This is a genomic window from Leifsonia sp. KNZ12-8B (assembly GCF_056755495.1).
The window spans coordinates 16,506-39,482 of record NZ_JBPGXM010000022.1 but is presented as its reverse complement, the minus strand read 5'-3'; the positions used below and the strand labels follow the sequence as shown (position 1 = coordinate 39,482).

General features: G+C 72.8%; 17 protein-coding genes. 5 read left to right on the top strand and 12 right to left on the bottom strand.

The genetic code is table 11. The annotated features are described in order from the left end of the window. The first annotated feature begins 93 nt into the window (after positions 1-93). Genes ACR9ZG_RS05695 through ACR9ZG_RS05680 form a run of 4 tightly spaced genes read left to right on the top strand, consistent with a single transcriptional unit; the run spans position 94 to position 4,014 of the window. On the top strand, positions 94-990 hold the full coding sequence (locus ACR9ZG_RS05695; protein WP_481283856.1) for a glycosyltransferase: 897 nt from the start codon (positions 94-96) through the stop codon (positions 988-990). Beyond that, positions 987-1,688 carry a YveK family protein gene (locus ACR9ZG_RS05690; RefSeq protein ID WP_481283855.1) on the top strand — a complete coding sequence of 234 codons (702 nt, stop codon included), beginning with the start codon at positions 987-989 and terminating at the stop codon, positions 1,686-1,688. Before ACR9ZG_RS05695 ends, ACR9ZG_RS05690 begins: the two co-directional genes overlap by 4 nt. Then, the gene (locus ACR9ZG_RS05685) at positions 1,685-2,602 is read left to right on the top strand and encodes a hypothetical protein (protein WP_481283854.1); all 918 of its coding nucleotides are present in this window, start codon (positions 1,685-1,687) and stop codon (positions 2,600-2,602) included. The genes ACR9ZG_RS05690 and ACR9ZG_RS05685 overlap by 4 nt, the downstream gene beginning before the upstream one ends. Next, entirely contained in the window at positions 2,599-4,014 is a 1,416-nt protein-coding gene (locus ACR9ZG_RS05680; RefSeq protein ID WP_481283853.1) for an O-antigen ligase family protein, read from the top strand. The genes ACR9ZG_RS05685 and ACR9ZG_RS05680 overlap by 4 nt, the downstream gene beginning before the upstream one ends. Positions 4,015-4,137: 123 nt before the next feature. Here the strand turns inward: ACR9ZG_RS05680 and ACR9ZG_RS05675 are convergent, their stop codons facing one another. Then, complete coding sequence (locus ACR9ZG_RS05675) at positions 4,138-5,049, bottom strand: NAD(P)-dependent oxidoreductase (RefSeq protein ID WP_481283852.1); 912 nt, start codon at positions 5,047-5,049, stop codon at positions 4,138-4,140. Positions 5,050-5,102: 53 nt separating this feature from the next. Between ACR9ZG_RS05675 and ACR9ZG_RS05670 the strand changes: the two genes are divergently transcribed. After that, positions 5,103-5,819 carry an MBL fold metallo-hydrolase gene (locus ACR9ZG_RS05670; protein WP_481283851.1) on the top strand — a complete coding sequence of 239 codons (717 nt, stop codon included), beginning with the start codon at positions 5,103-5,105 and terminating at the stop codon, positions 5,817-5,819. Between the two features lie 152 nt (positions 5,820-5,971). Here the strand turns inward: ACR9ZG_RS05670 and ACR9ZG_RS05665 are convergent, their stop codons facing one another. The 11 genes from ACR9ZG_RS05665 to ACR9ZG_RS05615 form a co-directional block, all read right to left on the bottom strand. Further along, positions 5,972-7,948 (bottom strand): DUF4082 domain-containing protein, encoded by a 1,977-nt coding sequence (locus tag ACR9ZG_RS05665; RefSeq protein ID WP_481283850.1) that lies wholly within the window; start codon positions 7,946-7,948, stop codon positions 5,972-5,974. A gap of 112 nt (positions 7,949-8,060) precedes the next feature. Continuing rightward, positions 8,061-9,173 carry a glycosyltransferase gene (locus ACR9ZG_RS05660; protein ID WP_481283849.1) on the bottom strand — a complete coding sequence of 371 codons (1,113 nt, stop codon included), beginning with the start codon at positions 9,171-9,173 and terminating at the stop codon, positions 8,061-8,063. 2 nt (positions 9,174-9,175) lie between these two features. After that, complete coding sequence (locus tag ACR9ZG_RS05655) at positions 9,176-10,576, bottom strand: glycosyltransferase family 4 protein (RefSeq protein ID WP_481283848.1); 1,401 nt, start codon at positions 10,574-10,576, stop codon at positions 9,176-9,178. A 2-nt stretch (positions 10,577-10,578) separates the two neighbouring features. Continuing rightward, positions 10,579-12,168, bottom strand: coding sequence for a lipopolysaccharide biosynthesis protein (locus tag ACR9ZG_RS05650; RefSeq protein ID WP_481283847.1), 1,590 nt, complete (start codon positions 12,166-12,168; stop codon positions 10,579-10,581). Next, positions 12,165-13,199 (bottom strand): glycosyltransferase, encoded by a 1,035-nt coding sequence (locus ACR9ZG_RS05645; RefSeq protein WP_481283846.1) that lies wholly within the window; start codon positions 13,197-13,199, stop codon positions 12,165-12,167. Before ACR9ZG_RS05645 ends, ACR9ZG_RS05650 begins: the two co-directional genes overlap by 4 nt. Continuing rightward, complete coding sequence (locus tag ACR9ZG_RS05640; protein WP_481283845.1) at positions 13,196-14,299, bottom strand: DegT/DnrJ/EryC1/StrS family aminotransferase; 1,104 nt, start codon at positions 14,297-14,299, stop codon at positions 13,196-13,198. Before ACR9ZG_RS05640 ends, ACR9ZG_RS05645 begins: the two co-directional genes overlap by 4 nt. Continuing rightward, positions 14,296-14,925: a NeuD/PglB/VioB family sugar acetyltransferase gene (locus ACR9ZG_RS05635; protein WP_481283844.1), complete on the bottom strand. Its 630-nt coding sequence runs from the start codon at positions 14,923-14,925 to the stop codon at positions 14,296-14,298. Before ACR9ZG_RS05635 ends, ACR9ZG_RS05640 begins: the two co-directional genes overlap by 4 nt. Next, positions 14,922-16,091: a DegT/DnrJ/EryC1/StrS family aminotransferase gene (locus tag ACR9ZG_RS05630; RefSeq protein WP_481283843.1), complete on the bottom strand. Its 1,170-nt coding sequence runs from the start codon at positions 16,089-16,091 to the stop codon at positions 14,922-14,924. The genes ACR9ZG_RS05635 and ACR9ZG_RS05630 overlap by 4 nt, the downstream gene beginning before the upstream one ends. Further along, complete coding sequence (locus ACR9ZG_RS05625; protein WP_481283842.1) at positions 16,088-17,095, bottom strand: NAD-dependent epimerase/dehydratase family protein; 1,008 nt, start codon at positions 17,093-17,095, stop codon at positions 16,088-16,090. The genes ACR9ZG_RS05630 and ACR9ZG_RS05625 overlap by 4 nt, the downstream gene beginning before the upstream one ends. Continuing rightward, on the bottom strand, positions 17,092-18,192 hold the full coding sequence (locus ACR9ZG_RS05620) for a Gfo/Idh/MocA family protein (protein ID WP_481283841.1): 1,101 nt from the start codon (positions 18,190-18,192) through the stop codon (positions 17,092-17,094). Before ACR9ZG_RS05620 ends, ACR9ZG_RS05625 begins: the two co-directional genes overlap by 4 nt. Before the next feature lie 75 nt (positions 18,193-18,267). Next, positions 18,268-22,854, bottom strand: coding sequence for a DUF4082 domain-containing protein (locus ACR9ZG_RS05615; RefSeq protein WP_481283840.1), 4,587 nt, complete (start codon positions 22,852-22,854; stop codon positions 18,268-18,270). Between the last annotated feature and the right edge of the window lie 123 nt (positions 22,855-22,977).

The following is a 22,977-nucleotide window of genomic DNA, read 5'->3' as shown; positions in this document are numbered from 1 at the left end:
TCGTCCGGCCTCCGCCGCACCCCGCCCGGTGGTGTGGCCGCGCGTCTCCGCCGAGCACGTCATCCGCCCCCGGACGCACCGGGAGGCCGGACGATGAGCGAGCGGTTCGACCAGGTCGTGCTGACCAGGTTCAACCTCCCGTCGGAGGGCTACGAGAGCCTGGTGCGCGCCCAGGAGGGTTGGCTGCGCTCGCGGGTCGGCCTGTTCGAGCGGTACTGCCTGCCGTCGATGCGCGCGCAGACCGCGCGCGTGACGTGGATCGTGTACTTCGACCCGGAGAGCCCGGAGTGGCTGCTGGAGTGGATCGCCCGCGTCAACGACGGCGACTTCCTCCCGCACTTCCGCGCGACGATCTCGCCCGCCGAGCTCGTGGCCGACATCCGCGCTGCGGTCCTCACGACCTCCGGCGGCCTCCACGACGGGCTGATCACGACCAACCTCGACAACGACGATGCGCTGGCCGCCGACTTCCTCGCCCGGACCGCGGCGGCCGCCCGGCCCGGCGAGCGCGCCGCGATCTACCTGGCCGACGGCATCATCGCCGATCGGGCGGGCGCGTACCGCCGGGTCGACCGGCACAACGCGTTCTGCTCGGTGGCCGAGCCGTGGGAGGCGCCCGTCACCTGCTGGGCCGCTGCGCACAACCGCCTCGGCGAGACCATGCCGGTCCGCTCGCTGCGGGGCCGCCCGGCCTGGCTGCAGGTGATCCACGGCGAGAACGTGAGCAACCGCGTGCGCGGCCGGCTCGTCTCGCCCGCGCGGGTCCGGTCCGCGTTCGGCGGTCTGCTCGACGACCGCCCGGAGCCGGGCGCCGTCCGCATCGCCCGCGACCGCCTGCTCGGGATGCCCGCGCGCGCCGCCCGCGAGACCGCGCGCGCCACCGCCAAGCGGGCCGCCGTCGCCCTGCTCGGGCGCGACAGCCTCGATGCCGTGAAGTTCCGCGTCGCCCGCCTCACCGGCCACCGTGCCCGCTCGGACGGCGCGCGATGACCACCCGCTCGCTGCTCGCCATCGCCGGGAGACGCTGGTACATCATCGTCGTCGGCCTCGCGCTCGCGGTGTTCGCCTTCGTGCTGCTGCAGCAGGAGGGCGCGTACACGACCCAGGCGCGCGTCGCCTTCATCGGTCCTGGCACCTCCCGGGTCGGGCAGACGGACGACGGGCAGCTGGAGACGCTCACCGCGTTCGCCGCCGCGGTCGAGCGCGAATACCACCGCGGCCGGCAGAGCGACCGCTTCGCCGAGAACGCCACCCTGTACGGCGCCGGCGTGAACGAGGGCGTGCAGGTGCTGCTGCCGAACACCGGCGGCCAGTGGCAGATGACGTTCGCGAACGCCGCGATCGACATCTCGGTGGTCGGGCCGACGCCGGAGCGGGTGTCGCAGCGCCGCGACGCCGCCGTCGCGGAGGTCAGGGAGATCGCGCAGCGGCTGCAGCAGGAGTCCGGTGTCGCCCCGGCGGAGATCATCACCACCTCGGTCATCCCGGATTCGCCGCAGGTCGGCCGGATCTGGTCCACCAAGAGCATGCAGGCGCGGGCGGGACTCGTGCTGGTGCTCATCGGCGGGAGCCTCTCGCTGGGCGCTGCGGCGCTCGTCGACGGGGCGGTCTCACGGCGCCGTCACCGCCGGGCGCTCACCGTCCGTCCGTCCGCTGCGGCGGCCCGACCAGCAGGGGGAACCCCATGACACTCAAGAGCCTTCTGATCAGCCTCGGCCGGAGGTGGTACGTGACGATCGCCGGCGTGCTGATCACCGCGGGCCTGTGCGGCGCCGCGTACCTGAACACCTCGCCCACGCTGGAGCGATCCGCGAGCGACCTGCTCGTCCCCGGCAAGACGACCATCCCGGAGGGCGGCAACCCCTACCTCTACCTGGGCGGGCTCGCGCAGGTGGCGGACGTGCTGGTGAGCTCGCTCCGCTCGGAGGAGGTGCTCGGCGGCATCACGGACGAGTTCCCCGGGACGACCCTCTCGATCGGCCGCGACACCAGCACCTCCGGCCCGATGATCACCATGACGGTCTCCGGCAAGTCCGACGCCGCGGTCGCCGGCGCCCTCGCCGCGCTCAACGACGAGGTCCCGAAGGCGCTGACGGAGCTGCAGACGACGGCCGGGGTGCCGGACCAGGCGCGGATCAGCGTGATCACGCTCACGAAGGACACGACCAGCACGGTCATCCAGAAGGGCCGCATCGAGATCGTCGGCATCATCGCCGCGGTCGGGCTCGTGCTCACGGTGCTGCTGGTCGGCCTGGTCGACGGCCTGGTCCGCGGGCGACGCCAGCGCGCGGCGCTGGTGGCTCAGGACGACGGCATGACGGAGGCCGGCGACGAGCCGCGGCGTGCCCCGAAGCAGAAGCGGAAGGCGGCTGCGCGGCGGCAGGAGGCGCAGCCGGCGGTCGAGGCGGAGGCGTCGCCCGAGTCGTCGCCGAAGTCGTCGCCGAAGTCGTCGCCTGAGCACTCGCCGGAGCCCTCGCCGGCGCCGGTCGTCGCCTCCCGCGCCGGCAGCGACGACGCGGACGACGGCGATGACGACATCGACTGGGACTCACTCCTGGCCGACACCGGCCACCGACCCGTCCGCGGGAGCCGTGACCGATGAGCCGGACGGCGGCGCCGCCTGAGGCGCCTCCCTCCGGCCGCGGCGCATCCGGCCGCGGCGCCGCCTCCCGCGGCGCCGCCTCCCGCGGCGCCGCCTCCCGCCTCGCCGCCGCCGACCGGGCGCGCACCGCGCTCGGCCGCTTCCCGAGCCGCGGACCCGACGCGGTCACCGTCCTCACGGTGTACCTGGTGCTGCTGCTCGTCGTTCCGTCGAGCATGTCGTTCGCGGCGCTCGGCTCGGTCGCCGGGCGCCCGGCGTCGGCCTGGGCGCTCGCCGCGACGATCTGGTGGTGCTGGTACCACCTCCAGCGCTCCCGTCCGCTGAAGGCGCCGATCCAGCCGGTGCGGCTGGCCGTCGCTGGGCTGCTCGTGGCGGCGGGCGTCAGCTACGCGTGCGCGATGCTTCGCGGCGTCGTCTCGTCGGAGATCAGCGTCGCCGACAACGGACTGCTGCGGCTGGTGTCGTGGGCGGGCATCCTGCTGGTCGCCAACGACGGTCTCGACGACCTCGAGCGGCTGCGCGTGCTGCTGCGCCGCATCGCGATCGCGGGCGGCATCATGGCGACGCTCGGCATCCTGCAGTTCATCACCGGGGAGTCGCTGATCTCGTGGATCAACATCCCGGGCATGAGCTCTGCGGTGTCGTTCGCCGGGGTGGACGTGCGCTCCGGCTTCGTGCGCGCGGCCGGCACCGCCTCGCACCCGCTGGAGTACGGGGTCGTGCTGTCCATCGCGTTCCCGATCGCCGTCTCGCTCGCCCTCGAGGACCACGGCCGCTCGCGCCTGCTGCGCTGGTTCCCGGTGCTGGCGATCGGCGTCGCCTCCCTGCTCTCCGTGTCGCGGTCGGCGCTGATCGGGCTGGTCGTCGGGCTGCTGCTGCTCTTCCCGACCTGGACGCGGAAGGTGCGCATCCTGTTCGCCACCGTCGGGCTGGCCGCCGCGGCGGCGGTCGTGGCGATGGTGCCGGGGCTGGCGGGCACGATCCGCGGCATGTTCACCGGGATCTCGGGCGACTCCAGCGCCCTCTCGCGCGTCGACAGCTACGACAGCGCGCTCGAGTACTTCCTGCGCTTCCCGATCGTGGGCAAGGGGTTCGGGACGTTCCTGCCGAGCTACCACATCCTCGACAACCAGTACCTGCTGCTGGCGATCGAGCTGGGGGCGGTGGGGATCATCGCCTTCGCGAGCCTGATCGGCGCCGCGTTCTGGTGCGCGCACCGGGCGAGGCGGCTGGCCCCGACGCCGCTCGACCGGTCGCTCAGCCAGGCGATCTTCGCCTCGGTGGCGGCGGGTGGGACGCTGATGGCGTTCTTCGACGGCTTCTCGTTCCCGATGTCGGTCGGGATGCTCTTCCTGCTGATCGGCATCTGCGGCGGGGCGCGGCGGGTGATGATGAGCCGGAGCGTGCCCTGAGGTCCGCGCGAGCCGCCGCGAGGCCGGTGCGGGGCGAGATTTGCGCCGAATCGCGGGAAAGCGGCGCTCATAACCGCGATTTGCGCCAAATGTAATGGGCGGGGCTGACCGACGGCACGCGTCTCAGAACCCCCGGTACACCGCCGCGATGTCCTCCGCGCCGTGGCCCTCGGCGCTCGCGCGCGCGTACACCGCGTCGAGGCCGGCGAGCAGGTCGGTCGCCACGCCCTCGGCCGACGCGGCGGCGGTGGCGAGGCGGACGTCCTTCAGCAGGCCGTCGAGCGCGAACGACGGCGGGAACTCGCCCGCCAGCATCGCCCCGCCCTTGATGTGCGCGTAGGCCGAGTCCGCCTGGCCGCCCTCGATCGCGCGCAGGAACAGCTCGGGATCGAGGCCGAGCGCCCGCGCCAGGGCGAGCGACTGCGCGGTGCCCGCCGTGATCGTCGCGATCCAGGCGTTCGCCGCCAGCTTCAGCCGGGTCGCGTCGCCGATCGCGTCTCCGGCGACCACCGTCCGCTGCCCCATGGAGTCGAGGACCGGCCGGATGCGCTCCACCGCGCCGGCGTCGCCCGACGCGAGCATGACCAGCTTGCCCTGCTCGGCCGGGCCCTTGGTGCCGAGCATCATCGCCTCCACCAGCGTGAAGGCGCGGTCGCCGTACGCCTGCCGGAGGCGCTCGGTCGCCTCCACGCCGATCGTGCTGCACTGCGCGACCACGGCGCCGGCGGGCACGGCGTCGGCGATCTCGGCCAGCACCTCCTCCACCGCGGCGCCGTCGAACAGGATGGTGAGCACCACGTCCGCCTGCGCGACGGCCTCGGCGGCGGTCGCGGCGACGGTGGCTCCCTGGCCGTCGGCCGTGGGCTCGGCGAGCGGACGGGCGCGCTCGGGGCTGCGGTTCCACACGGTCACGCGGAACCCGTCGCGCAGCAGGGTGCGGGCGACGGCCGCGCCCATCGTGCCGGTGCCGAGGACGGCGACGTGCAGCGGGGCGGCGGCGGGAGCAGTGGAGGCTGGCGAGGCGGCGTCGATCATGGGAGTCCCTTCGTGCATGGCTCCGTCCATTCCAGCACGGCTAGGCTCTCCCCGTGCGCCGCCTCCGCTCCTTCACGATCGTCGGCCCCGGCGTCGCCTTCGCCGAGGGCCCCGCCGCGAACTGGGTCGTCTTCACGGGGAAGGGAGCGGTGGAGCTGGTCGACGCCGGGTATCCCGCCGACCGCGGGCTTGTGGTGTCGTCGATCCGCTGGGCGGGCGGCGACCTCCACCAGCTGCGGCGCATCCTCATCACCCACGGCCACTCGGACCACCTCGGCGCGAGCCGCGAGCTCGCCGCCGAGACGGGCGCGACGGTGGCGACCGTGATCGAGGAGCTGCCCAACGTGCGCCGCGACGTCACCGAGCAGGTCACCGTCCCCGACCTGCTGCCGTCGATCGCGAAGCGCGGCACCGTCCGCTGGGCGGTCTCGGCCATCCGCGCGGGCGGTCTCGGCGACGTGGGCGTCCCCGGCGCGGTCGCGCTGACCGGCGACGAGGTGGAGCTCGCGACCGGTCACCGTCTCCGTGTGCTCCCGACGCCGGGGCACACCAGCGGACACGTCGCCTTCCTCGAGCCGGAGGCCGGGCTGCTGATCACCGGGGACGCGCTCGTGACCGGGCACCCGCTGCTTCGTGCGTCGGGGCGCCCGCAGTCCCTCCCGGCGTTCTTCCACCACGACCGCGAGGAGGCCGCCCGCTCGGCCGCCGCGCTCGACCTCACCGGAGTGCGGATGCTGCTCCCGGGTCACGGCCCGCTCGTCCGGCTCTAGCAACCCCGGCGTCTGCCTCCCGGCCCCACCATCCATTTGTCACAACACGCCGTCTCGGCGCGCCCGCGCACGGCGCGTCTTGACAACTCGATGCCGACAGCAGACCGCCCGGCCGCGCACTGCGCGACCGGGCGGTCGGAGGGAGCCGCGCGCTACAGCGCGATCTTGTAGATGTGGTACGTGTACTCGTTCGCGAACGTGTCCGTGAAGGTGCCGTTGGCGCCGACCGGCAGCGTCCGGTTCTCGTTCACGACCTGCACCGACTTCCCCGTCACACCGGCGGGGAGGGTGAAGGTGCGCGAGCCGGGCTTCGACGAGCCGTCGATCATCGAGAAGACGTACGCGTAGCCGTCCTTCGCCTTCAGCATGGTGTTCAGGCCCGGACCGAACGACCACTGGTACGACTGCGTGTTGATCACGGGCGCCAGGGCGTGGATCCGGTTGTTCACCTCCTTGGCCGCCGCCACCTGGGCCGCGCCGCAGAAGCTCTTGTTCACCTGCGACTGCCGGAACACGTTGCTGCTCTGGCAGCTGCCGCTGAAGCTCTGGTTGAAGTACACGATGCCGCGCGCCTCGTTGATCACCGAGCTCATCACCGCGCCCTCGAGCTGGCCGGGCGTGATGTACACCGCGGGAGCGCTCGGGCCGGGGCCGCCGTTGAGATTCTCGACGAACTGCCACAGGGGCTGCAGCTTGCCGTCGGCGGCGTCCTGCTTGCGCAGCGACTGCATGGTCTTGCCGTAGCTGGAGGCGGTGCGGCAGTTGGCCTGGTCGACCGGCGTGATGTAGACGTCGCGGTACGGCTTCCAGTCGCAGTAGGGGATCGTGTACCAGTACATGTCGAGCGACACCGTGTCGGTGAAGTCGTTCACGAACGCCTGCGAGTCCGCCGCCTTCATGTCGGTCGCCATCACCATCTGGGTGAAGTTCGCGTACTTGAACCGGCCGTCGTTGCCCAGCGAGTCGACGATCTGCTTCAGGTAGGCGCGGCCCTCCGCCGGCGAGTACCGGCCGTCGACCTCGTCGTCCAGGAAGTCGCCGACCCAGTTCGTGGCCGAGGAGTTGAACGAGCTGTTGAGCTTCTCGCCGATCCAGTACACGTCGTTGTCGCCGAACAGGCTGTACGGCGTTGCGGCGTCCATCCCGATGTAGGTGTTCAGGCCGAGCGACTTGTCGTAGGCGACCTCGGCGTTGGAGCTGATGCCGTTGTACCAGGACACGATCGGGAAGAACGACGGGTCGTCCCAGCCGGCCTTGTCGGTCGCCGCGAAGTTCTTCCAGTACGCGGGGCCGCCCTCCCACGGGATGCGGGGCAGGTTCAGGGCGGAGGAGCCGCCGCTGCCGCCGCCCGACGGCGGCGGGGTCGTCGGCGGGGTGGTCGTGGGCGGCGTCGTGGGCTGCGAGGTCGGCGCGGGGCTCGGCGCCGGCGTCTTGGTCGGCGTCGGCCGCGGGCTCACCGTCGTGGTGGGCGTCGGGGTCGGCTTCGGCGTGGTGGTGGAGCCGCCCTTCGGCGTGAACAGCACGTCGACGTAGTAGTTGCTGTTGAACCAGTTGGCGGTCGGATAGCCGCCGGACTTGCCGTAGGCGTACACGCCGCCGCCGGCCGGCACGGTCAGGTCGCCGACCTTCTTGGCGGTCGTGAAGTAGTTGATGTCGTCCGAGTAGCCGCCCTTGGGGGCGAAGTACGAGGCGACGTAGGTCTTGCCGGCCGTGATGGACACCGGCGCGGTGAAGTACGCCGTCTGCCAGCCGGTGGCCGACTCCCCCGCGAAGGCGACGGTCGCGAGCCGCTTGCCGGAGGTGTCCCACAGCGAGCCGGTGTGCGGTCCGGCGTTCTGCGGCCCGCGGTAGTAGCGGATGCCGTTGACGGTGCCGTTCTTGGCGGCGCTGAACCGCATCCCGAGCTCGACGGGCAGCCGCTCGGAGTCGCTCACCACCTTGGGTTTCGTGCTGCCGAGCACGCTCGCCTGGGCGGGCAGGGCGCCGCCCACGATGGCGGTCGTCACGCTGACCGCGGCGATCACGGCGATGCCGATGATCGCGCGCAGCCGCTGTCTCCTGGCGGTCGCGTCCGGTGCGGTGCGGTGTCGCCTTCTGGTGTGCGTCGTCGATGGGCGCGCAGAAGCCATCCTGTACTCACTCCTCAATCAGAGTCGGTCATCGGGTGGTCGCGCCATCGATCGGACCAGAGAGTAGCACGAAGCGATGAACACCACGTACCCCGTATACGGGGTGGACACGTCATCCTCCCTGCGCTCCGGCCTCCAGGCCGAGCTCCGACAGCAGCTGATCGGCGCGTGCGCGCCACGAGTGCGACTGGGCGAACGACCGCCTGCTCGCGCGGTCGGCGGCGTTCCCGGGTGCGGCGACCCCGGCGGCCACCGCGTCGGCGAACGCCTCAGGGTCGCCCGCGATCTGCACGAGCGGCGTCTGCAGCCCCCGCGCCGACGGCAGGTCGGTGCTGACCGTGTGGAGGCCGGACGCCAGGTACTCCAGCGTCTTCAGCGGGAAGCTGGCCCGGTTGAACGCGGAGTCGGCGTAGGGCGTCATCCCCACCGACACCGTCGCCAGGCGCCCGGGGATCTCCTCCGGCGGGATCTCGCCCAGCCAGGTCACGCTCGGCGAGTCGAGGAAGGCGCGGAGCCGCTCCCTGGTGCCAGGGTCGCGCGCCGTGAGCGGGCCGATGGCGAGGATCGGGACCCCGCGGTCGCGCACCGCCTCCAGCACCCGCAGATCGAGCCGTTCGTTGAGCTGGCCGACCAGGCAGGCCACCGCCTCCGGCGTCTGCTCGGCCGCCGGCGGGATCAGGCACCCGTTCGGGAGGACGACCTCGCGCGCCGCGGACGGCGGGCGCTCGACGTCGGCGGTGACGGCGGCGACGATGTCGGCCTCCGCGGCGTTGCGGCGCAGCGAGCGCTCCACGCGGTCGCGCGAGAAGCCCATCAGGTCGGCGCCCGCCAGCCAGTCGTCGGTGAGGTACAGCACCTTGCGGCCGGGGACGCCGCGCGGGAAGCGGGCCAGCGGCGAGGCGAGCACGGTGCCGATGCAGCCGACGCCGAGCTCGGCGACGGCCCGCCGCACCGAGGCGCCGACCAGAGCGGCGGCGACGTCGGCGACGATCGGCCGGGTGAAGCCGGGAGGCGCGACCGGCCGCACCCGCCGGATGCCGGGGGCCACGGCGTCGCCCGCCGCGGAGGCGGCCGGGCTGCGGTCGGCGCCGCGCGTCAGCACGGAGCGCGGCGGGTCGACCCAGAGCACGTCGACGCGCTCCGACAGCGCCTCGGCCATGCGGCGGTCGGTGCCGGCGACGTCGTTCCACCGCGAGCCCGGGATGTAGACGACGGTCTCGGTCATGATCATGCCCTCCGTCCGATCGATCGGACGCCGGCGCCGGATGCGGCGGAGCTCAGCGCGGCGCCGCTCAGCACCTCCGCGTGCCCCCGCGCCATCGCGGCGAGGAGCGCCTCGGCCGGCTCCGGCGGGATCGCACGGCCGGCAGAGCGCCGTGCGGCGACCGCGTCGACGGCCGCGCCGAGCGCGGCGGCGTTGGGCTGGTGCCGCGAGCGACGCCGGGCGCGCGCGACGGCGGCGTCCGATACGGCCTCCGCGGGCCCGGAGGGGTTCGGGATGAGGACCGAGCGGTCCGCGTCGCGCGCCACGAGCTCGCGGGCACCTCCGAAGTCGGCGAGGACCAGCGGCAGCCCGGTGGCCGCCGCCTCCGTCGCGGCGATGGGCCAGCCCTCGAAGAAGGAGTCGAGGATGAAGCCGTCCGCCGCCGCCAGCAGCGTCCTCGCGTCGGACTGCCCGAGCAGCCCCACGCGCGACGGGTCGGCAGCGGACCGGCGGATGGCGTCGGCCCGGCGGAGCTCGGCCCAGTCCCAGGCGTCGCCCGCGATGACGAGGCGCACCGACGGGTCGGACACGGACGAGAGGAACGACGAGACCAGTCCGCTCGCGTTCTTCTGCGAGTCGTAGCGGATGAGGCTCGCCAGCACGAACGCGCCCGTGAGGTCCTGTCCGAGCACGCGCTCCAGCGCCTCGCGCGCGGCCCGGCGCTCGCCGGCCGATGGCACGCCCGCGGAGAGGGCGGCGTTGGGCACCACGAGGATGCGCTCCCGGAGGTGCTCCGGCACGTGCGCCGCGTGGAACCCGCGCACGGTCTCGCTGACCGCGATGGCGGCGTGCGAGCGGGCGAGCAGGTCACCGAACCGCCGCCAGCGCTCCGGCGTGAAGTGGATCTCGGTGTTGTGGAGGACCGGGACGAGCGGGAGGCCGGTGGCCATCGCCGCGTCCTCCAGGTGCTCGGGGGCGCCGTGCAGCTGGAGGACGTCCGGCGCCCGCTCGCGCAGCACCCGCTCGGCGTCCTCCGCCGTCGCGCAGCGGACGACCTCCACTCCCCCTGCGCGCAGCCGGGCCGCACGCGGGCCGTCGTCGGTGCACAGGACGAGCACGCCGACCCCGGCGCGCGGGAACGCGGTGGCCAGCATCTCCACGACCGAGCCGATGCCCCCGGTCTCGATGAGGCCGGTGATCATGGCGCAGGTCACGGCCGGGGGCTCCGCCGTGGCGGCCAGGGCCGCGGCGGGCGCCCTGCGCTCCGCGGTCGCGGCCAGGGCAGGCAGGGGGCGTCGGAGCAGCCTGCGGGTGACCGGGTGGACGTAGGCGTAGCGCAGGCGCGGCGGCAGCAGGTCGGTCACCGTGACGACCGCGCCGTAGGCGAGCGCCGCGCAGCGGGCGGCGAAGCGGGATCGGGCCATCGTCACACCTCCTCGCGCTTCGCGGCCGGCATCGCGGCGGGCGTCGCAGCCGCGGCCGCGGTCGCGACGGGCGCGCCGGATGCGACGGGCGCGCCGGTCGCGACGGGCGCGCCGGGCTGGTCGGGCGCGGGCGGCACCGTGGGCGCCACCCCCTCCTCCGCCACCGGGGCGCGCAGCTCCCGCAGCCGCCTCCTGATCCACGGCCACATCAGCGCCGCGTAGACGAGGACCGCCGCGAGCCCGCCGACCAGGATGGCGAGTACGGAGTTGCCGATGAACGCCTCCGCCGCCGCGGCCGCGAGCACCGCGGGGATCGTGGCGAGGGTCGGCACCCACACCGCGCGGGCCAGCTCGCCGATCCGGACGCCCGCGATGCGGAGCGCGATCAGGTAGGCCGGGAGGGTGACCACGACGGCGACGATGACGTGCGCCCACGCCGCCCCGACGATCCCGTAGCCCTGCGTCGCCACCACCATCGCGACCACCAGGGCGACCAGCCAGACGATCTGGATCCAGAGCACCGGCTTCGACCGGCCCTGCGAGTACAGGTAGGCGGCCGCGATGTCGAAGGCGACCCGGAGGCTTCCGTACAGCCCCAGCACCGCGAGGACGGGCGCTCCCGGGAGCCACTTGTCCCCGTAGAGCACCTCGATGAGCGGCACGCTCAGCGCGGCCAGCACCGTCCCGGCGGGCAGCGCCGCCGCCCAGGCGATCGCGGTGACGGTCGCGAACGCGCGGGTGCCGCCCTGCGTGCGCGAGAAGTAGGGCAGCGAGATCGAGCGGACGACCTGCGACAGCGCGTTCATCGGCCAGCTCGAGATGGTGAAGGCCAGCACGTAGAAGCCGAGCGCCGTGGCTCCGGCGACGCGGACCAGGATGATGTTGTCGATGTTGAGCAGCGTCCACGAGAGGAGGTTGGCGGCGGCGATCGGGAGGCCGAAGGAGAGCACCCCCTTCACCACCGTGCGATCGATCCGGTAGCGCGGGACGACCCGCGCCAGCACGAACTGCAGCGCCGACGAGACGACCTGGGCGACCACGCGCCCGATCGCGAGGCCCATCACCCCGAAGCCGAGGGCGACGAGGACGAGGGTCACGGTCGTGGAGATCGCGAAGTCGGTGAGCCCGACGAAGAACAGCTCCCGCTGCTGGAAGCGCCGCTGCAGCAGCGCGTTCGGCACCACGGTGCCGCCCGCGAGCAGGAGCGTCACCGCGAGGACCGCGATCGCCGGCCCGGCCTCCGGGCTGCCGAGCAGGGTGGCGAGCCCGCCGCTGGTGCCCGCGGTCACGAGCATGGTGATCGCACCGGCGGCGAGGCCGAGCGCCCCGACGGTCGAGGCGATCCGCTTCGGCTCGTCCGAGCGGATGAGGTCGGCCGTCAGGCCGAGGTCGGCCACGGTCATCACGATGCCCTGCACGGTCAGCGCCACCGCGTACACGCCGAACTGCTCCGGGGTGAGGATGCGCGCGAGCACGATGCCGACGACGACGCCGCCCATCCGCAGCACGATCGTGCTCACGCCGCTCCACGCGGCGCCGCGGGCGGCCCGTGAGCGCAGCGACGCCTCGCCGGCGCCCGCGTCGGCGCTCACAGCCCGACCGCCTGATCGCGGCGGTAGCGCACCTTCCAGCGCAGCCCCTCCACCTGCCGCACCAGGCGGGAGCGGGCGGCGGCGACCGCCGTCCAGCGCCAGGCGGCGGAGTGCACCGCGTCCGGCCAGATGGTGCGGGCGAACACCCGCAGCTCGTCGGCCGAGCTGCGGACCTCGCCGGTGGCCTCCAGGAAGGCGGCGCGCAGGAGGGCCTCGCGTGCCACGGAGCGCCTGGCCGCCTCGCGCAGCCGGGCCGAGCCGGGCAGCACGGCGCCGTCGCGCTCGAAGAAGCGCTCGAACACCTCGTGCGCCTGGCGCATGTCGTCGGCGGCGCCGCCGAACTGGGTCGAGTGCATGTTCTGCCCGTGGATGCGGTAGTACGCCTGGCGGGGTCCGCCGACGAAGCCGACGTCCGCGAGGGTGGCGGCCTGCAGCCACAGGTACATGTCGGCGGCGTGCGGGAAGTCGGCGTCGTACCCGCCCGCCGTCTCGTAGACGGAACGGCGCAGCACGGCCTCCGGGTTCACGATGCAGTTGCGGCCGCGGCGGACGACCCGCCGCACCCACTGCTCGCCCGGCCAGACCTGCCAGCGCACCCGGCCGCCTCCGGACGACGGAGGCTCGCCCTCGAACCAGTCGACCCCGCCGTACACGAGGCCCACCTCGGGGTGCGCCTCCATGAGCGCGACCGCCCGCGTCAGCGCATCCGTGGCCAGGGCGTCGTCGGCCGACAGCAGGACGACGTAGTCGCCGCTCGCACGCGACAGGCCGTCGTTGTAGGTGCGGATGTGGCGCAGGTTCTGCTCATGCTCGACGAGCGTGACCCGCTCGTCGGCGGCGGCGAGCGTCCTGGCGACCTCGACGCTCCCGTCGGTCGACCTGTCGTCGACGATGATCACCTCGACGTCGACGTCCTTCTGGTCGAGCGCGGAGGCGACCGCGACCGGCAGATAGCGGCCGTAGTTGTAGTGCGGGATGACGACGCTCACCGTCGGCCGGCGGGTGAGCGCCCGCGGTGCTGCGAACCTCATGGCCGTACGGCCTCCGCGAGCTCCTCCGCGACGAACTCCTGCTGGTCGGCCGTGATGTGCGGGTAGAGCGGGAGGGAGAGGATCTCGCCCGCCGCCGCCTCCGCCACCGGGAAGGCTCCGGCGCCGAGCCCGTGGCCGCCGTAGGCCGCCGTGAGGTGCAGCGGGGTCGGGTAGTGGATGGAGGCGCCGATGCCGGCCTCGTTGAGCCGCGCCATGACGCGGTCGCGGTCGGCGACGCGGACGACGTAGAGGTGCCACACGTCGAGGTTGCCCGGCGCGCTGTGCGGGAGCCGCACGCCGTCGATGCCGGCGAGCAGCGCCTCGTAGCGCGCGGCGGCGACCCGCCGCCGGCGGTTCCAGTCGGCGAGGTGGCGCAGCTTCACGCGCAGCACGGCGGCCTGGAGGGAGTCCATGCGCGAGTTGAAGCCGATCAGCTCGTGGACGTACTTCTTCTCGCTGCCGTGGGAGGCGATGACGCGCACGGTGCGGGCGATCTCGGGATCGGCCGTCGTGACCGCTCCCGCGTCTCCCGCCGCGCCGAGGTTCTTGCCCGGGTAGAAGGAGGTGGAGGCGACGAGGCCCAGGCTCCCGGCCCTGCCGTCCGCGCTCTCGGCGCCCTGCGACTGGGCGCCGTCCTCGACGATCGGGATGTCCGTCCCGAGCGCTGCGCGCAGCGCACCGACCGGGGCGACCTGACCGAACAGGTGCACGGGGACGACGGCCTGCGTGCGGGAGGTGACCGCCGCGGCGGCCGCCGCCGGGTCGAGCAGCAGGTGCTCGTCGTCGACCTCGGCGAAGACCGGGATCGCGCCGATGCGCGACACCGCCTCGGCCGTGGCGATGAAGGTGTTGACCGGGAGGACGACCTCGCCTCCCGCCGTCACGCCCGCGGCGCGCAGCGCGAGCTCCAGCGCGTCGGTGCCGTTGCCGACGCCGACGCAGTACCCGGCGCCGGTGGCCTCCGCGTACTCCTGCTCGAAGGCGCTCACGTCGGAGCCGCCGATGTACGAGGCGTTCGCGAACACGCCGTCGACCGCCGTGCGGATGTCGTCGCCCGTCTCGGCGTTCTGCGCCACCAGGTCGACCAATGGGACTCTCACAGTCTTACCCCCAACTCTCGTGCCGGAACCCCGGCCCAGATCTGTCCGTCCGGGACGTCGGCGAGCACGACGGCTCCCATCCCGATGGTCGCGTCCGCCCCGATGGAGACCTTCTGGCGGACGGACGAGTTCATGCCCAGGTACGCGGCTTCGCCGATGCGGGCGACCCCGCCGACGGCGACCCCGGCGGCGAACGTCGCGAAGTCGTCGACGATGTCGTCGTGGGTGAGCGTGCAGTGCGGCATGAGCACCACATGCCGGCCGACCAGCACGTCGGCGGTCAGCACGCAGCCGGCGAGGACGATGGTCCCCGCGCCGAGCGTGCTGCCGGCGCCGATGCGGGCGGAGGCGTCGACGAGCGTCGCGTAGCGGTCCGCGGCGACGCCGAGGGACGCCAGCCGGCCCACGAGCATCCGCCTGACCGCGCCGGCGCCGACGCACAGGGTCAGCTGCGCGGGGATCCGCGCGGCGAGCTCCAGGCCGCCGAGCACCTCCACGCCCGCGACCGACTGGCCGTGCAGGGTCGGGTCGTCGTCGAGCACGCCGACCACGCGGTGGCCGGACTGCTCCATCGCGATCACCTCGCGGGCCAGGCCGCTGGCGGCGATCAGGATCACATCCCTCATGCCGCACCCCGCTCGGTCGCGGAGGACCGCACGCCGGCGGCCGAGCGCAGCGCGTCGACGACCCGCAGCTGCTCGGCGTCGGTCAGCTCGTGGAAGAGCGGGAGGATGAGCGTCCCGTCGGTCAGCCGCTCGGTGACCGCGAGCGACGCCGTCCCGGTGTCGCGGTCGCGGTAGGCGGGCTGCCGGTGGGCGGCCATGATGCCGCGGCGGGCCGAGACGCCCGCCTCGGCCAGCACCTCCAGCGTGCGCTCCCTGGTCGACGGGAACGCCGGCTCGACCTCCACCCAGTAGGACTGGAAGTTGCCCGTGCCCCACGCCGGGTCCTCGACCGGCCGCAGCCCGTCGATGTCGGCGATCAGCTCGGCGTATCGCGCGGCGAGCTCGCGGCGGCGGGCCACGATCTCGGGCAGGCGGCCGAGCTGGACGATCCCGACCGCGGCCTGCAGGTCGGTCATCCGGTAGTTGAAACCGACCTCCGTGTAGACCTCGGCCGGCGCCAGGATGCTCGCCTGGCGGTCGGCCGCCGAGATGCTCATCGCGTGCTCGCGCAGGTGGCGGGCACGGTCGGCCCACTCCGCGTTCGCCGTGGTCAGCATCCCGCCCTCGCCGGTGGTGAGCAGCTTGCGCGGGTGGAACGACCAGGCGGAGACGTCCGCGCCGGCGCCCACGGCGCGGTCGCGGTACCGGGAGCCGGCGCCGCACGCCGCATCCTCGATGATCACGATGCCGCGGGGCTCGGTGACCGCGCGGATCGCGTCGAGGTCGGCGGGCACGCCGCCCTGGTCGACCACGATCACGGCCCGCGTGGCCGGGGTCAGCGCCGCGGCCACGGTCTGCGCCGTCAGGTCGCCCGTGAGCGGGTCGACGTCGGCGAACACCGGGCGCGCGCCGACGTAGGTCGGCGCGTTGGCGGTCGCGATGAAGGAGAAGGACGGGACGACCACGTCGTCGCCCCGCCCGATCCCTGCCACGACGAGCGCCAGGTGCAGCGCCGTCGTGCAGTTGGAGGTGGCGACGGCGAAGGGCGCGTCCATCGCCGCGGCGAACTCCTCCTCGAACCGCGCCACGCGCGGTCCCTGGGCGACCCAGCCCGACGCGATGACCTCGGTGACCGCGTCGATCTCCTCCTGGCCGAGCCAGGGCTTCATGACGTTGATGCGGTTCATGACGCCACCAGCGCCCGTCCGGCGGCGATCTCCTCGCGGAGCGGGCGCCACCACTCGACCAGCTCGCGCAGGCCCTCCTCGAGCCCCACCTCGGCCGTGAAGCCGAGGTCGCGCGCCGCGGCGGACGTGTCGGCCAGCCGGCGGGTGACGCCGTTGACCGCGCGCTCTGGCCCGTGCTCGACCGAGAGGTCGGAGTCCATGGCCCGCAGCAGCGCCTCCGCCAGCCCCAGGAGGCTCGTCTCGGTGCCGCTCGCGATGTTGTAGACGCCCTCGTGGATGTCGGCGGTCGCCGCCAGCAGGTTCGCCCTGGCGATGTCGCGGGTGAACACGAAGTCCATCGTCTGCTGCCCGTCGCCGAAGATCAGCGGCGGCTTGCCGTCGGCGATCCGCTCCATCCAGCGCACCAGCACCTCGGTGTAGAGGCCGTGCACGTCCATGCGCGGTCCGTACACGTTGAAGTAGCGGAGGATGACGTAGTCGAGCCCGTTCATCGCGCGGAAGCTGCGCAGCATCCCCTCGTTGAACGACTTGGCGGCGCCGTAGAACGTGTCGTTGTTGTGGTGGTGGTGCCGCTCGGTCGTCGGGAACTCCTCCGCCAGGCCGTAGACCGAGGCGCTGGAGGCGCTGATCAGCTTGCCGACGCCGTGCTCCACCGCCGCCTCGATCACGTTGAACGTGCCGTCGACCAGCACCTCGAGCGCGAGCCGCGGCTCCTCCGCGCACTGCGTGATGCGGATGGCGGCCTCGTGGAAGACGAGGTCCTTGCCGCGCGTCACGTCGTGCACCAGGTCGCGGTCGCGCAGGTCGCCCTCGACGAGGGTCACCCGGCCGGAGGCCAGTGCGTCGTCGAGGTTGGCGAGGCGTCCGCGCACGAGGTTGTCGAGCACGTCGACGTGGGCGGCGCCCGCGTCGAGCAGCTGGTCGACGATCTGCGAGCCGATGGTGCCTGCTCCTCCGGTCACGAGGACGCCGGCACCGGCCAGCTCCTGCCCGCGGGCGCTCACAGCGCACCCGCCAGGGTCTCGGCAGTGGTCTCTGCGGTGGCCTCGACGGTCGTCTCGACGCTGGTCTCGACCGGTACGGCCGAGCCGCCGGCCGCCAGGCTCAGGCTCGCCGCCTCGAGCACCGACAGCACGCGGAGCCCCGCCTGCCCGTCGGTGCGCGGCGCCCGCCGCTCGCGGATGCTGTCGGCGAACTCCGCCGCCATCTGCGACAGCGCCTCCCGCTCGGGCAGCGCCGGCGACCAGGTGTCGCCCAGCCGGTACGAGACGGTGGCCGCGGTGCGCTCGACGCCGTCGACGGCCTGCAGGCCCAGGTCGACGCCGCGGTCGTAGACGCTGATCCGCTGCTGCGGGTTCAGGTCGTCCCAGACGAGCGTGCGCTTGGTGCCGCCGATGACCATCTGCCGGATCTTCGTCGGGCTCAGCCAGTTGACGTGCACGTGCGCCAGGGCGCCGTTCGGCAGCGGGAGCACGAGGTAGCCGACGCACGACTTGCCGGCGCCGAGCGGGTCGGCGCCGTGCGCCGACACCGTCTCGGGCCGCAGCCCGCCTGGCACCACGAAGTCGATGATCGACAGGTCGTGCGGGGCGAGGTCCCAGAAGACGTCCACGTCCGGCTGGATCAGGCCCAGGTTGATCCTGGTCGAGTCCACGAACAGGATGTCGCCGAGCGCCCCCTCCGCCACCAGCTCGCGGATCTTCAGCACCGCGGGCGTGTAGCAGTAGGTGTGGTCGGCCATCAGGACCAGACCGCTCGCCGATGCAGCAGTGACCATGGCGCGACCCAAGTCACCTGCATCGGCGAGCGGCTTCTCGACCATCACGTGCTTGCCGGCGGCCAGAGCGCGCAGGGCGATGCCGTGATGGGTGCGTGCGGGAGTGGCGATGGCGACGGCGTCGACATCGTCCCTCTGCAAGAGCTCGTCGAGGTCCGTGTGGACGTCGACGCCTCCCACGCGGGCGGCGAGACCTTCCGCCCGGTCGCGATCGAGATCGCAGATGGCGGCCAGGTCCCATTCCGGGCTGGCCGCGAAGTTCCTGGCCAGGTTCGGGCCCCAGTAGCCGGCGCCGATCACGGCGATGCGCAGTCGTGTGTTCATCAGTGCTCCCCAGCACCTTTCTTGTCATCGGGGCCGCCGTCGGGTCGACGGCCCCTGGTCGGGTTGTCGGCCCCGCTACCCTCCGGCGACGAACAGCACGTCGGCCCAGTAGTTGTGCGAGACCACATGATCGGGAAAGTCGGTCGAGTATTGGTAGACGCCGCCGTTCGCGAGCGTCGACAGCGGCCCGTTGGTGACGGGCGCCGCAAGGGCTCCGGGATCGACCGCGTAGGTCGCTCCGGTCGTGTAGTAGGTGGCGCGGTACTCGGCGCCCGCCTGCACGGCCACCGGGGTCGTGAAGGTCACGGTCTGCCAGCCGCTCGCCGTCTCGCCGGTGGAGGGCGCGGTCGCCATCACCTGCCCGGTCGGCGACCAGAGGTACACGGTGTGAGTGCCGGTGTCTCCCGCGCCCTTGTAGAAGCGGACGCCGGTGATCGTGCCGGCCTGCGAGGTCGTGAAGCGGACGCCGACCTGGAGGGGCGGGGTGTCCGGCCACGTCTGGTTCGCGGGCGTCGCCGTGCTCGGGAAGATCGAGACCCCGGTCGCGGCCGGAGGCGTCGTGGTGCCGCCGCCGGTCGTGCCGCCACCGGTCGTACCGCCACCGGTCGTGCCGCCACCGGTCGTGCCGCCACCGGTCGTGCCGCCACCCGTCGTACCGCCTCCGGTCGTACCGCCACCGCTGGTGTCGGTGCCGCCGCCGGCCGGGGCCGCCGCGGGCTTGAACACCACATCGACGAAGTAGTTCGAGGCCTGGTAGGTGAAGGTCGGGGCGCCGAGCGCCGAGCCGTAGAGGTAGCGTCCGTTGCTGCCGCCCGGCGCCGTCAGCGGGCCGCTCGTCACGGCGGAGGCGAAGCCGTTCGTCGTGTAGGCGTAGTTGCCCTTGGGCGCCAGGTACGAGACGACGTACGTGGTGCCGGGCGTGAGCGTGACGGGCGTCGAGAGCTGCGCGGTCTGCCAGCCGGTGGCCGTCTCGTTCTGGAACGTCACCTCGGCCAGCTTCGTGGTCCCCTGCCAGAGCGCTCCGATGTGCGTTCCGGTGTTGGTGGACCCCTTGTAGAAGCGGATGGCCGTCACATCGCCCGCCTGGCTGGTGCTGAAGGCCATCCCCAGCTGCACGGCGGAGGCGTCGTCGGTCGCGGCCGGCACGGCGGGCGTGGCGTTGCCGAGCAGGGTGTACGACGTGATCGCCGCAGCCTTCACCGTGAAGGTCCAGGTCTGCGTCGCCAGCGTCGCGCCCTCGGTCGAGGTCACCCCGCTGAGCGTCATGGTGACGGCCGCACCGGACGACAGCGGGGCCGACGGCGTGAAGGTGATCGTCTTCCCATCGGCGGAGAGGGCCGCCGCGCCGGCGATCGGCGTCGAGCCGGTCGCGGCGGTCAGGCTCCAGCCCTGGCCGACGGCGGCCGAGAGCGTGACGGATGGCGTGGCGGCCGGGTCGACCTCCACGGCTCCGCTCGCCGGATCCTGCGAGACGACCGCGATCGGGTCGGGCAGCTTGGTGAAGACGACGTCGACGAGGTAGCTGGTGCTGACCTGGGCGGTCGGCGCCACGCCGTCGGCGTAGCTGTAGGTGCCGGCCTCGGCCGGCGCGGTCAGCGGGCCGCGCGTGACGTCGGCGTTGAAGGCGCCCGGCGTCGCGGAGTAGTTGCCCGTGGTCGTGCGGTACGAGACCGTGTAGGTCGTCCCCTTGGTCACATCCACCGGCTGGGCGAAGGTCAGCGTCTGCCAGCCGGCCGTCGACTCGTTCTGGAACGTGCCCTCGGTGATCTTCGTCGTGCCCGACCACAGCGCGCCGACGTGCGTGCCGGTGTTCTGCTGGTTCTTGTAGAAGCGCACGCCGGTCACCTGGCCGTCGATGGCCGGGGTGAACCGCATCCCGAGCGTGACGGGCTGGTCCGGAACCTGCAGCACGCCGGGCGTCGTCGTGTCTGTGAAGACGCCGCACGGGCAGGTGCCCGCGGCGGTGTCCGGCTTGGCGGAGGTGAAGCTCCACGTGCCGCCCGAGGACAGCGCCACGCCGTTCGCGTCCGTCGCCGTGAGGGTGACCGTGTACTTCACGAAGCCGTCCAGCGGCGCGTTCGGTGTGAAGGTCGCCGTGCGGGTCGAGGAGGCGTACTGCACGGTCCCGGCGACGCTCGCGCCGTTCTGGTCCTTCACGGTGAAGGCGATGTTCGCGCCGGGCACGTCGCGGGAGAGCACCGCGCCGATGGTCGTGTTCGCGGGCACGGACGACGAGCCGGGAAGCGGCCACTGCCCGCTCGCCACCAGCGGCGAGGTGTCCGTGGGCGTGAAGATCGCGTCGACCCAGTAGTTGGCGCCCTGGTACGCGCTCTGCGGGTACTCGCCGAGCGTTGTGTTGTACGTCCCGCCCGGCTCGGCGCCGTAGCCTCCCGCGACCGTGAACGGCGCGTTCGTCCTCGGGCCGTACGGCCACTGGTACGGCGTCGCCGCGTAGTGCCCGTTGGGGGCGGAGTACGAGATCGTGTACGCGGTGCCCGCGGTGACGGCGACCGGCGAGACGAAGTTCGCCGCCTGCCAGCCGGAGGCCGACTCGGGGCCGAAGGTCACGTTCGCCAGCCGGGTGCCGGAGGCGTCCCACAGCGAGCCGGTGTGCGTGCCGGTGTTCGCGGCCGACTTGTAGAAGCGCACTCCGCTGATGAAGCCGCTCTGGGTCGGTGTGAAGCGCAGTCCGAGTTCGACCGCCGCCCCGTCGCCGGCGTCGGCCTTCGCCGGCGTCTCCGAGCCGAGGAACGAGAACGGCCCCGTCACGTTCACCGTCCGTGAGACCGGCGTGGAGACGTTCGCGCTGTCGTCGGAGGCCCGCACCTTGAGCGCGACCGCGCCCATCCCGTGCTGGGCGTAGGTGTAGGTCCACGAGCTTGTGCCGCTCGCCGGGTGCCAGGTCGTGCCGCCGTCGGTCGAGACCTCCACGCCGGCGACGACGCCGCCGAAGTCGGTCGCGGTGCCGCTGAAGGTCACCATCGTGCCGTTCGGGACGTTCGCGTTCACGGCCGGCGTCGAGATCGTGACCGAAGGGGCGGTCTTGTCCGTGCTCGCCGTGGCGGAGCGCAGGGTCGAGGACAGCGTCCCCGGCTGGGCGCCCATGTCGGCGAGGAGGTTGACCTGCGCCTGCTGCATCCGCACGTCGGCGGCCGCCCCCTGGCCGTCGTGCTCGGCGTCGAGGCCCCAGGTCCACTGGATCGTGCCCGCGCTGAAGACGAGCGCGCCGCTCGCCGCCTTGTAGAGCGTCATGCTGTGCGTCGTCGTGCCCGCGGCGACGACCTGCCCGAAGTCCTGCAGGTACTGCGGCACCGCCCCCGTGGTCGTGGAGACGCGGATCAGGCCGGCCGGACGGAAGCCGTTGTCGACATCCTCGTCCGACTCGTAGCCGACGGTGTGCGCGGCGAGCGCGGTGCTCGAGGTGAACATCGACGACAGCCCGGTGTTGCGCCAGACGCGCTGCTTGCCCTGCGCCTGCGTGACCGTCACCGGGAGGTCGCTGAAGTTGGCCATGTACATCGTGCCGGTGAGCCCGTTCTCCGGCAGGCCGGCGCCGTTCGCCTGCGATGCGAAGCGCGGGTCCCGCCAGGTGCCCGTCCACTCCGGCGTGCTGGTGTCGATCTTGTCGTTGCCCCAGGTCTCCTTGTACGACACGAGCGTGCGGTACGCGGTGGAGGGGCCGGCGACGGAGTTCTCGTAGCGGGTGTGCCAGTAGGCCTCGTTGCCCGACAGGAACTGGAGGTTCACCCCGGCGTCCCGCGCGGCGATCACGTTGGCCCGCTGCCCCGCAGACCAGTACTCGTCGTGCCCGACCGAGAGGAACACCTTGTGGTTCTTGAGCAGCGAGCCGTAGCGGTCGGTGTCGACGCCGCTGAAGTACGTGGTGTTGTAGCCGTTCTTCTCCAGGAACCGCACCATCGGGTACTCGGCGCTGAAGTAGAAGTCGCGTCCGTCGTTGTCGCTGCGCGTGACGACCGGGCGGTTGTAGCTGATCTTGTAGGCGCGGTTGTTCTGGCCGCCCTGGTAGAAGTCCGAGCCGCCGTAGGTGTTGTAGGCCTGCCAGGTCGGGTCGGAGGTCTGGAACAGCACCGGCGCCGTGCTGGCGTCGTTGCGCACGATGAAGGTGATGTGGCTCTTGCCGTGGGTGTCGCCGCGCTCGAGCACGGCGATGTAGACGCCGGAGACCGCGTTCGGCGGCACCGTCCACGACGCGGTCTGCGCCCAGTTGCCGCAGTCGTACAGGTCGGTGGTGTCGTCCTTCTTGCACTCGGGCTGCTCGCCGACGATGGTCACCGGCACCGAGTCGATACGACGCGCGCCGAGGTTCTGGTAGTACCCCGTGCGGTAGATCGTCATCGTGTACGCGGTGGCGTCGGTGTCGACCTTGAAGCCGATCGTGCCGCCGATGTTCACGCTGATGTCGGTGGAGAAGCCCTGGATCGACGGATCGCCGGAGCCGTTGATGTCCCACACGTCCGGGTCCGTGCCGCCGAGCGCGTTCTCGCAGACGACCGGGTTGGCGGCGGCGTTGCAGCCGGCGTCGGCCTGGGCGGGCCGGCTGGCGGCGACGGCCGCCCACACGGCGAGCGCGAGCACCATGACGATGGCGATGGCGGCCACCACCACGCGGCGGCGGTCGAGGCCGCCGGGCCGGATCCACACAGACTGAGCTTTACTCACGTCTGAGAGAATCTCATAGATTACTGAGAATTGCTCACCCCCTTAACGGGGGAGGCCGGATGCGGGCCCGATTCGATAGCATCCCGCAAGAAGTGATGTTTACTC

Bases quoted from the DNA above. Each gene is read 5' to 3' on its own strand.
- ACR9ZG_RS05695 (WP_481283856.1), top strand. From the start codon at position 94: ATGAGCGAGCGGTTCGACCAGGTCGTGCTGACCAGGTTCAACCTCCCG.
- ACR9ZG_RS05690 (WP_481283855.1), top strand. From the start codon at position 987: ATGACCACCCGCTCGCTGCTCGCCATCGCCGGGAGACGCTGGTACATC.
- ACR9ZG_RS05685 (WP_481283854.1), top strand. From the start codon at position 1,685: ATGACACTCAAGAGCCTTCTGATCAGCCTCGGCCGGAGGTGGTACGTG.
- ACR9ZG_RS05680 (WP_481283853.1), top strand. From the start codon at position 2,599: ATGAGCCGGACGGCGGCGCCGCCTGAGGCGCCTCCCTCCGGCCGCGGC.
- ACR9ZG_RS05675 (WP_481283852.1), bottom strand. From the start codon at position 5,049: ATGATCGACGCCGCCTCGCCAGCCTCCACTGCTCCCGCCGCCGCCCCG.
- ACR9ZG_RS05665 (WP_481283850.1), bottom strand. From the start codon at position 7,948: ATGGCTTCTGCGCGCCCATCGACGACGCACACCAGAAGGCGACACCGC.
- ACR9ZG_RS05660 (WP_481283849.1), bottom strand. From the start codon at position 9,173: ATGACCGAGACCGTCGTCTACATCCCGGGCTCGCGGTGGAACGACGTC.
- ACR9ZG_RS05655 (WP_481283848.1), bottom strand. From the start codon at position 10,576: ATGGCCCGATCCCGCTTCGCCGCCCGCTGCGCGGCGCTCGCCTACGGC.
- ACR9ZG_RS05645 (WP_481283846.1), bottom strand. From the start codon at position 13,199: ATGAGGTTCGCAGCACCGCGGGCGCTCACCCGCCGGCCGACGGTGAGC.
- ACR9ZG_RS05635 (WP_481283844.1), bottom strand. From the start codon at position 14,925: ATGAGGGATGTGATCCTGATCGCCGCCAGCGGCCTGGCCCGCGAGGTG.
- ACR9ZG_RS05630 (WP_481283843.1), bottom strand. From the start codon at position 16,091: ATGAACCGCATCAACGTCATGAAGCCCTGGCTCGGCCAGGAGGAGATC.
- ACR9ZG_RS05620 (WP_481283841.1), bottom strand. From the start codon at position 18,192: ATGAACACACGACTGCGCATCGCCGTGATCGGCGCCGGCTACTGGGGC.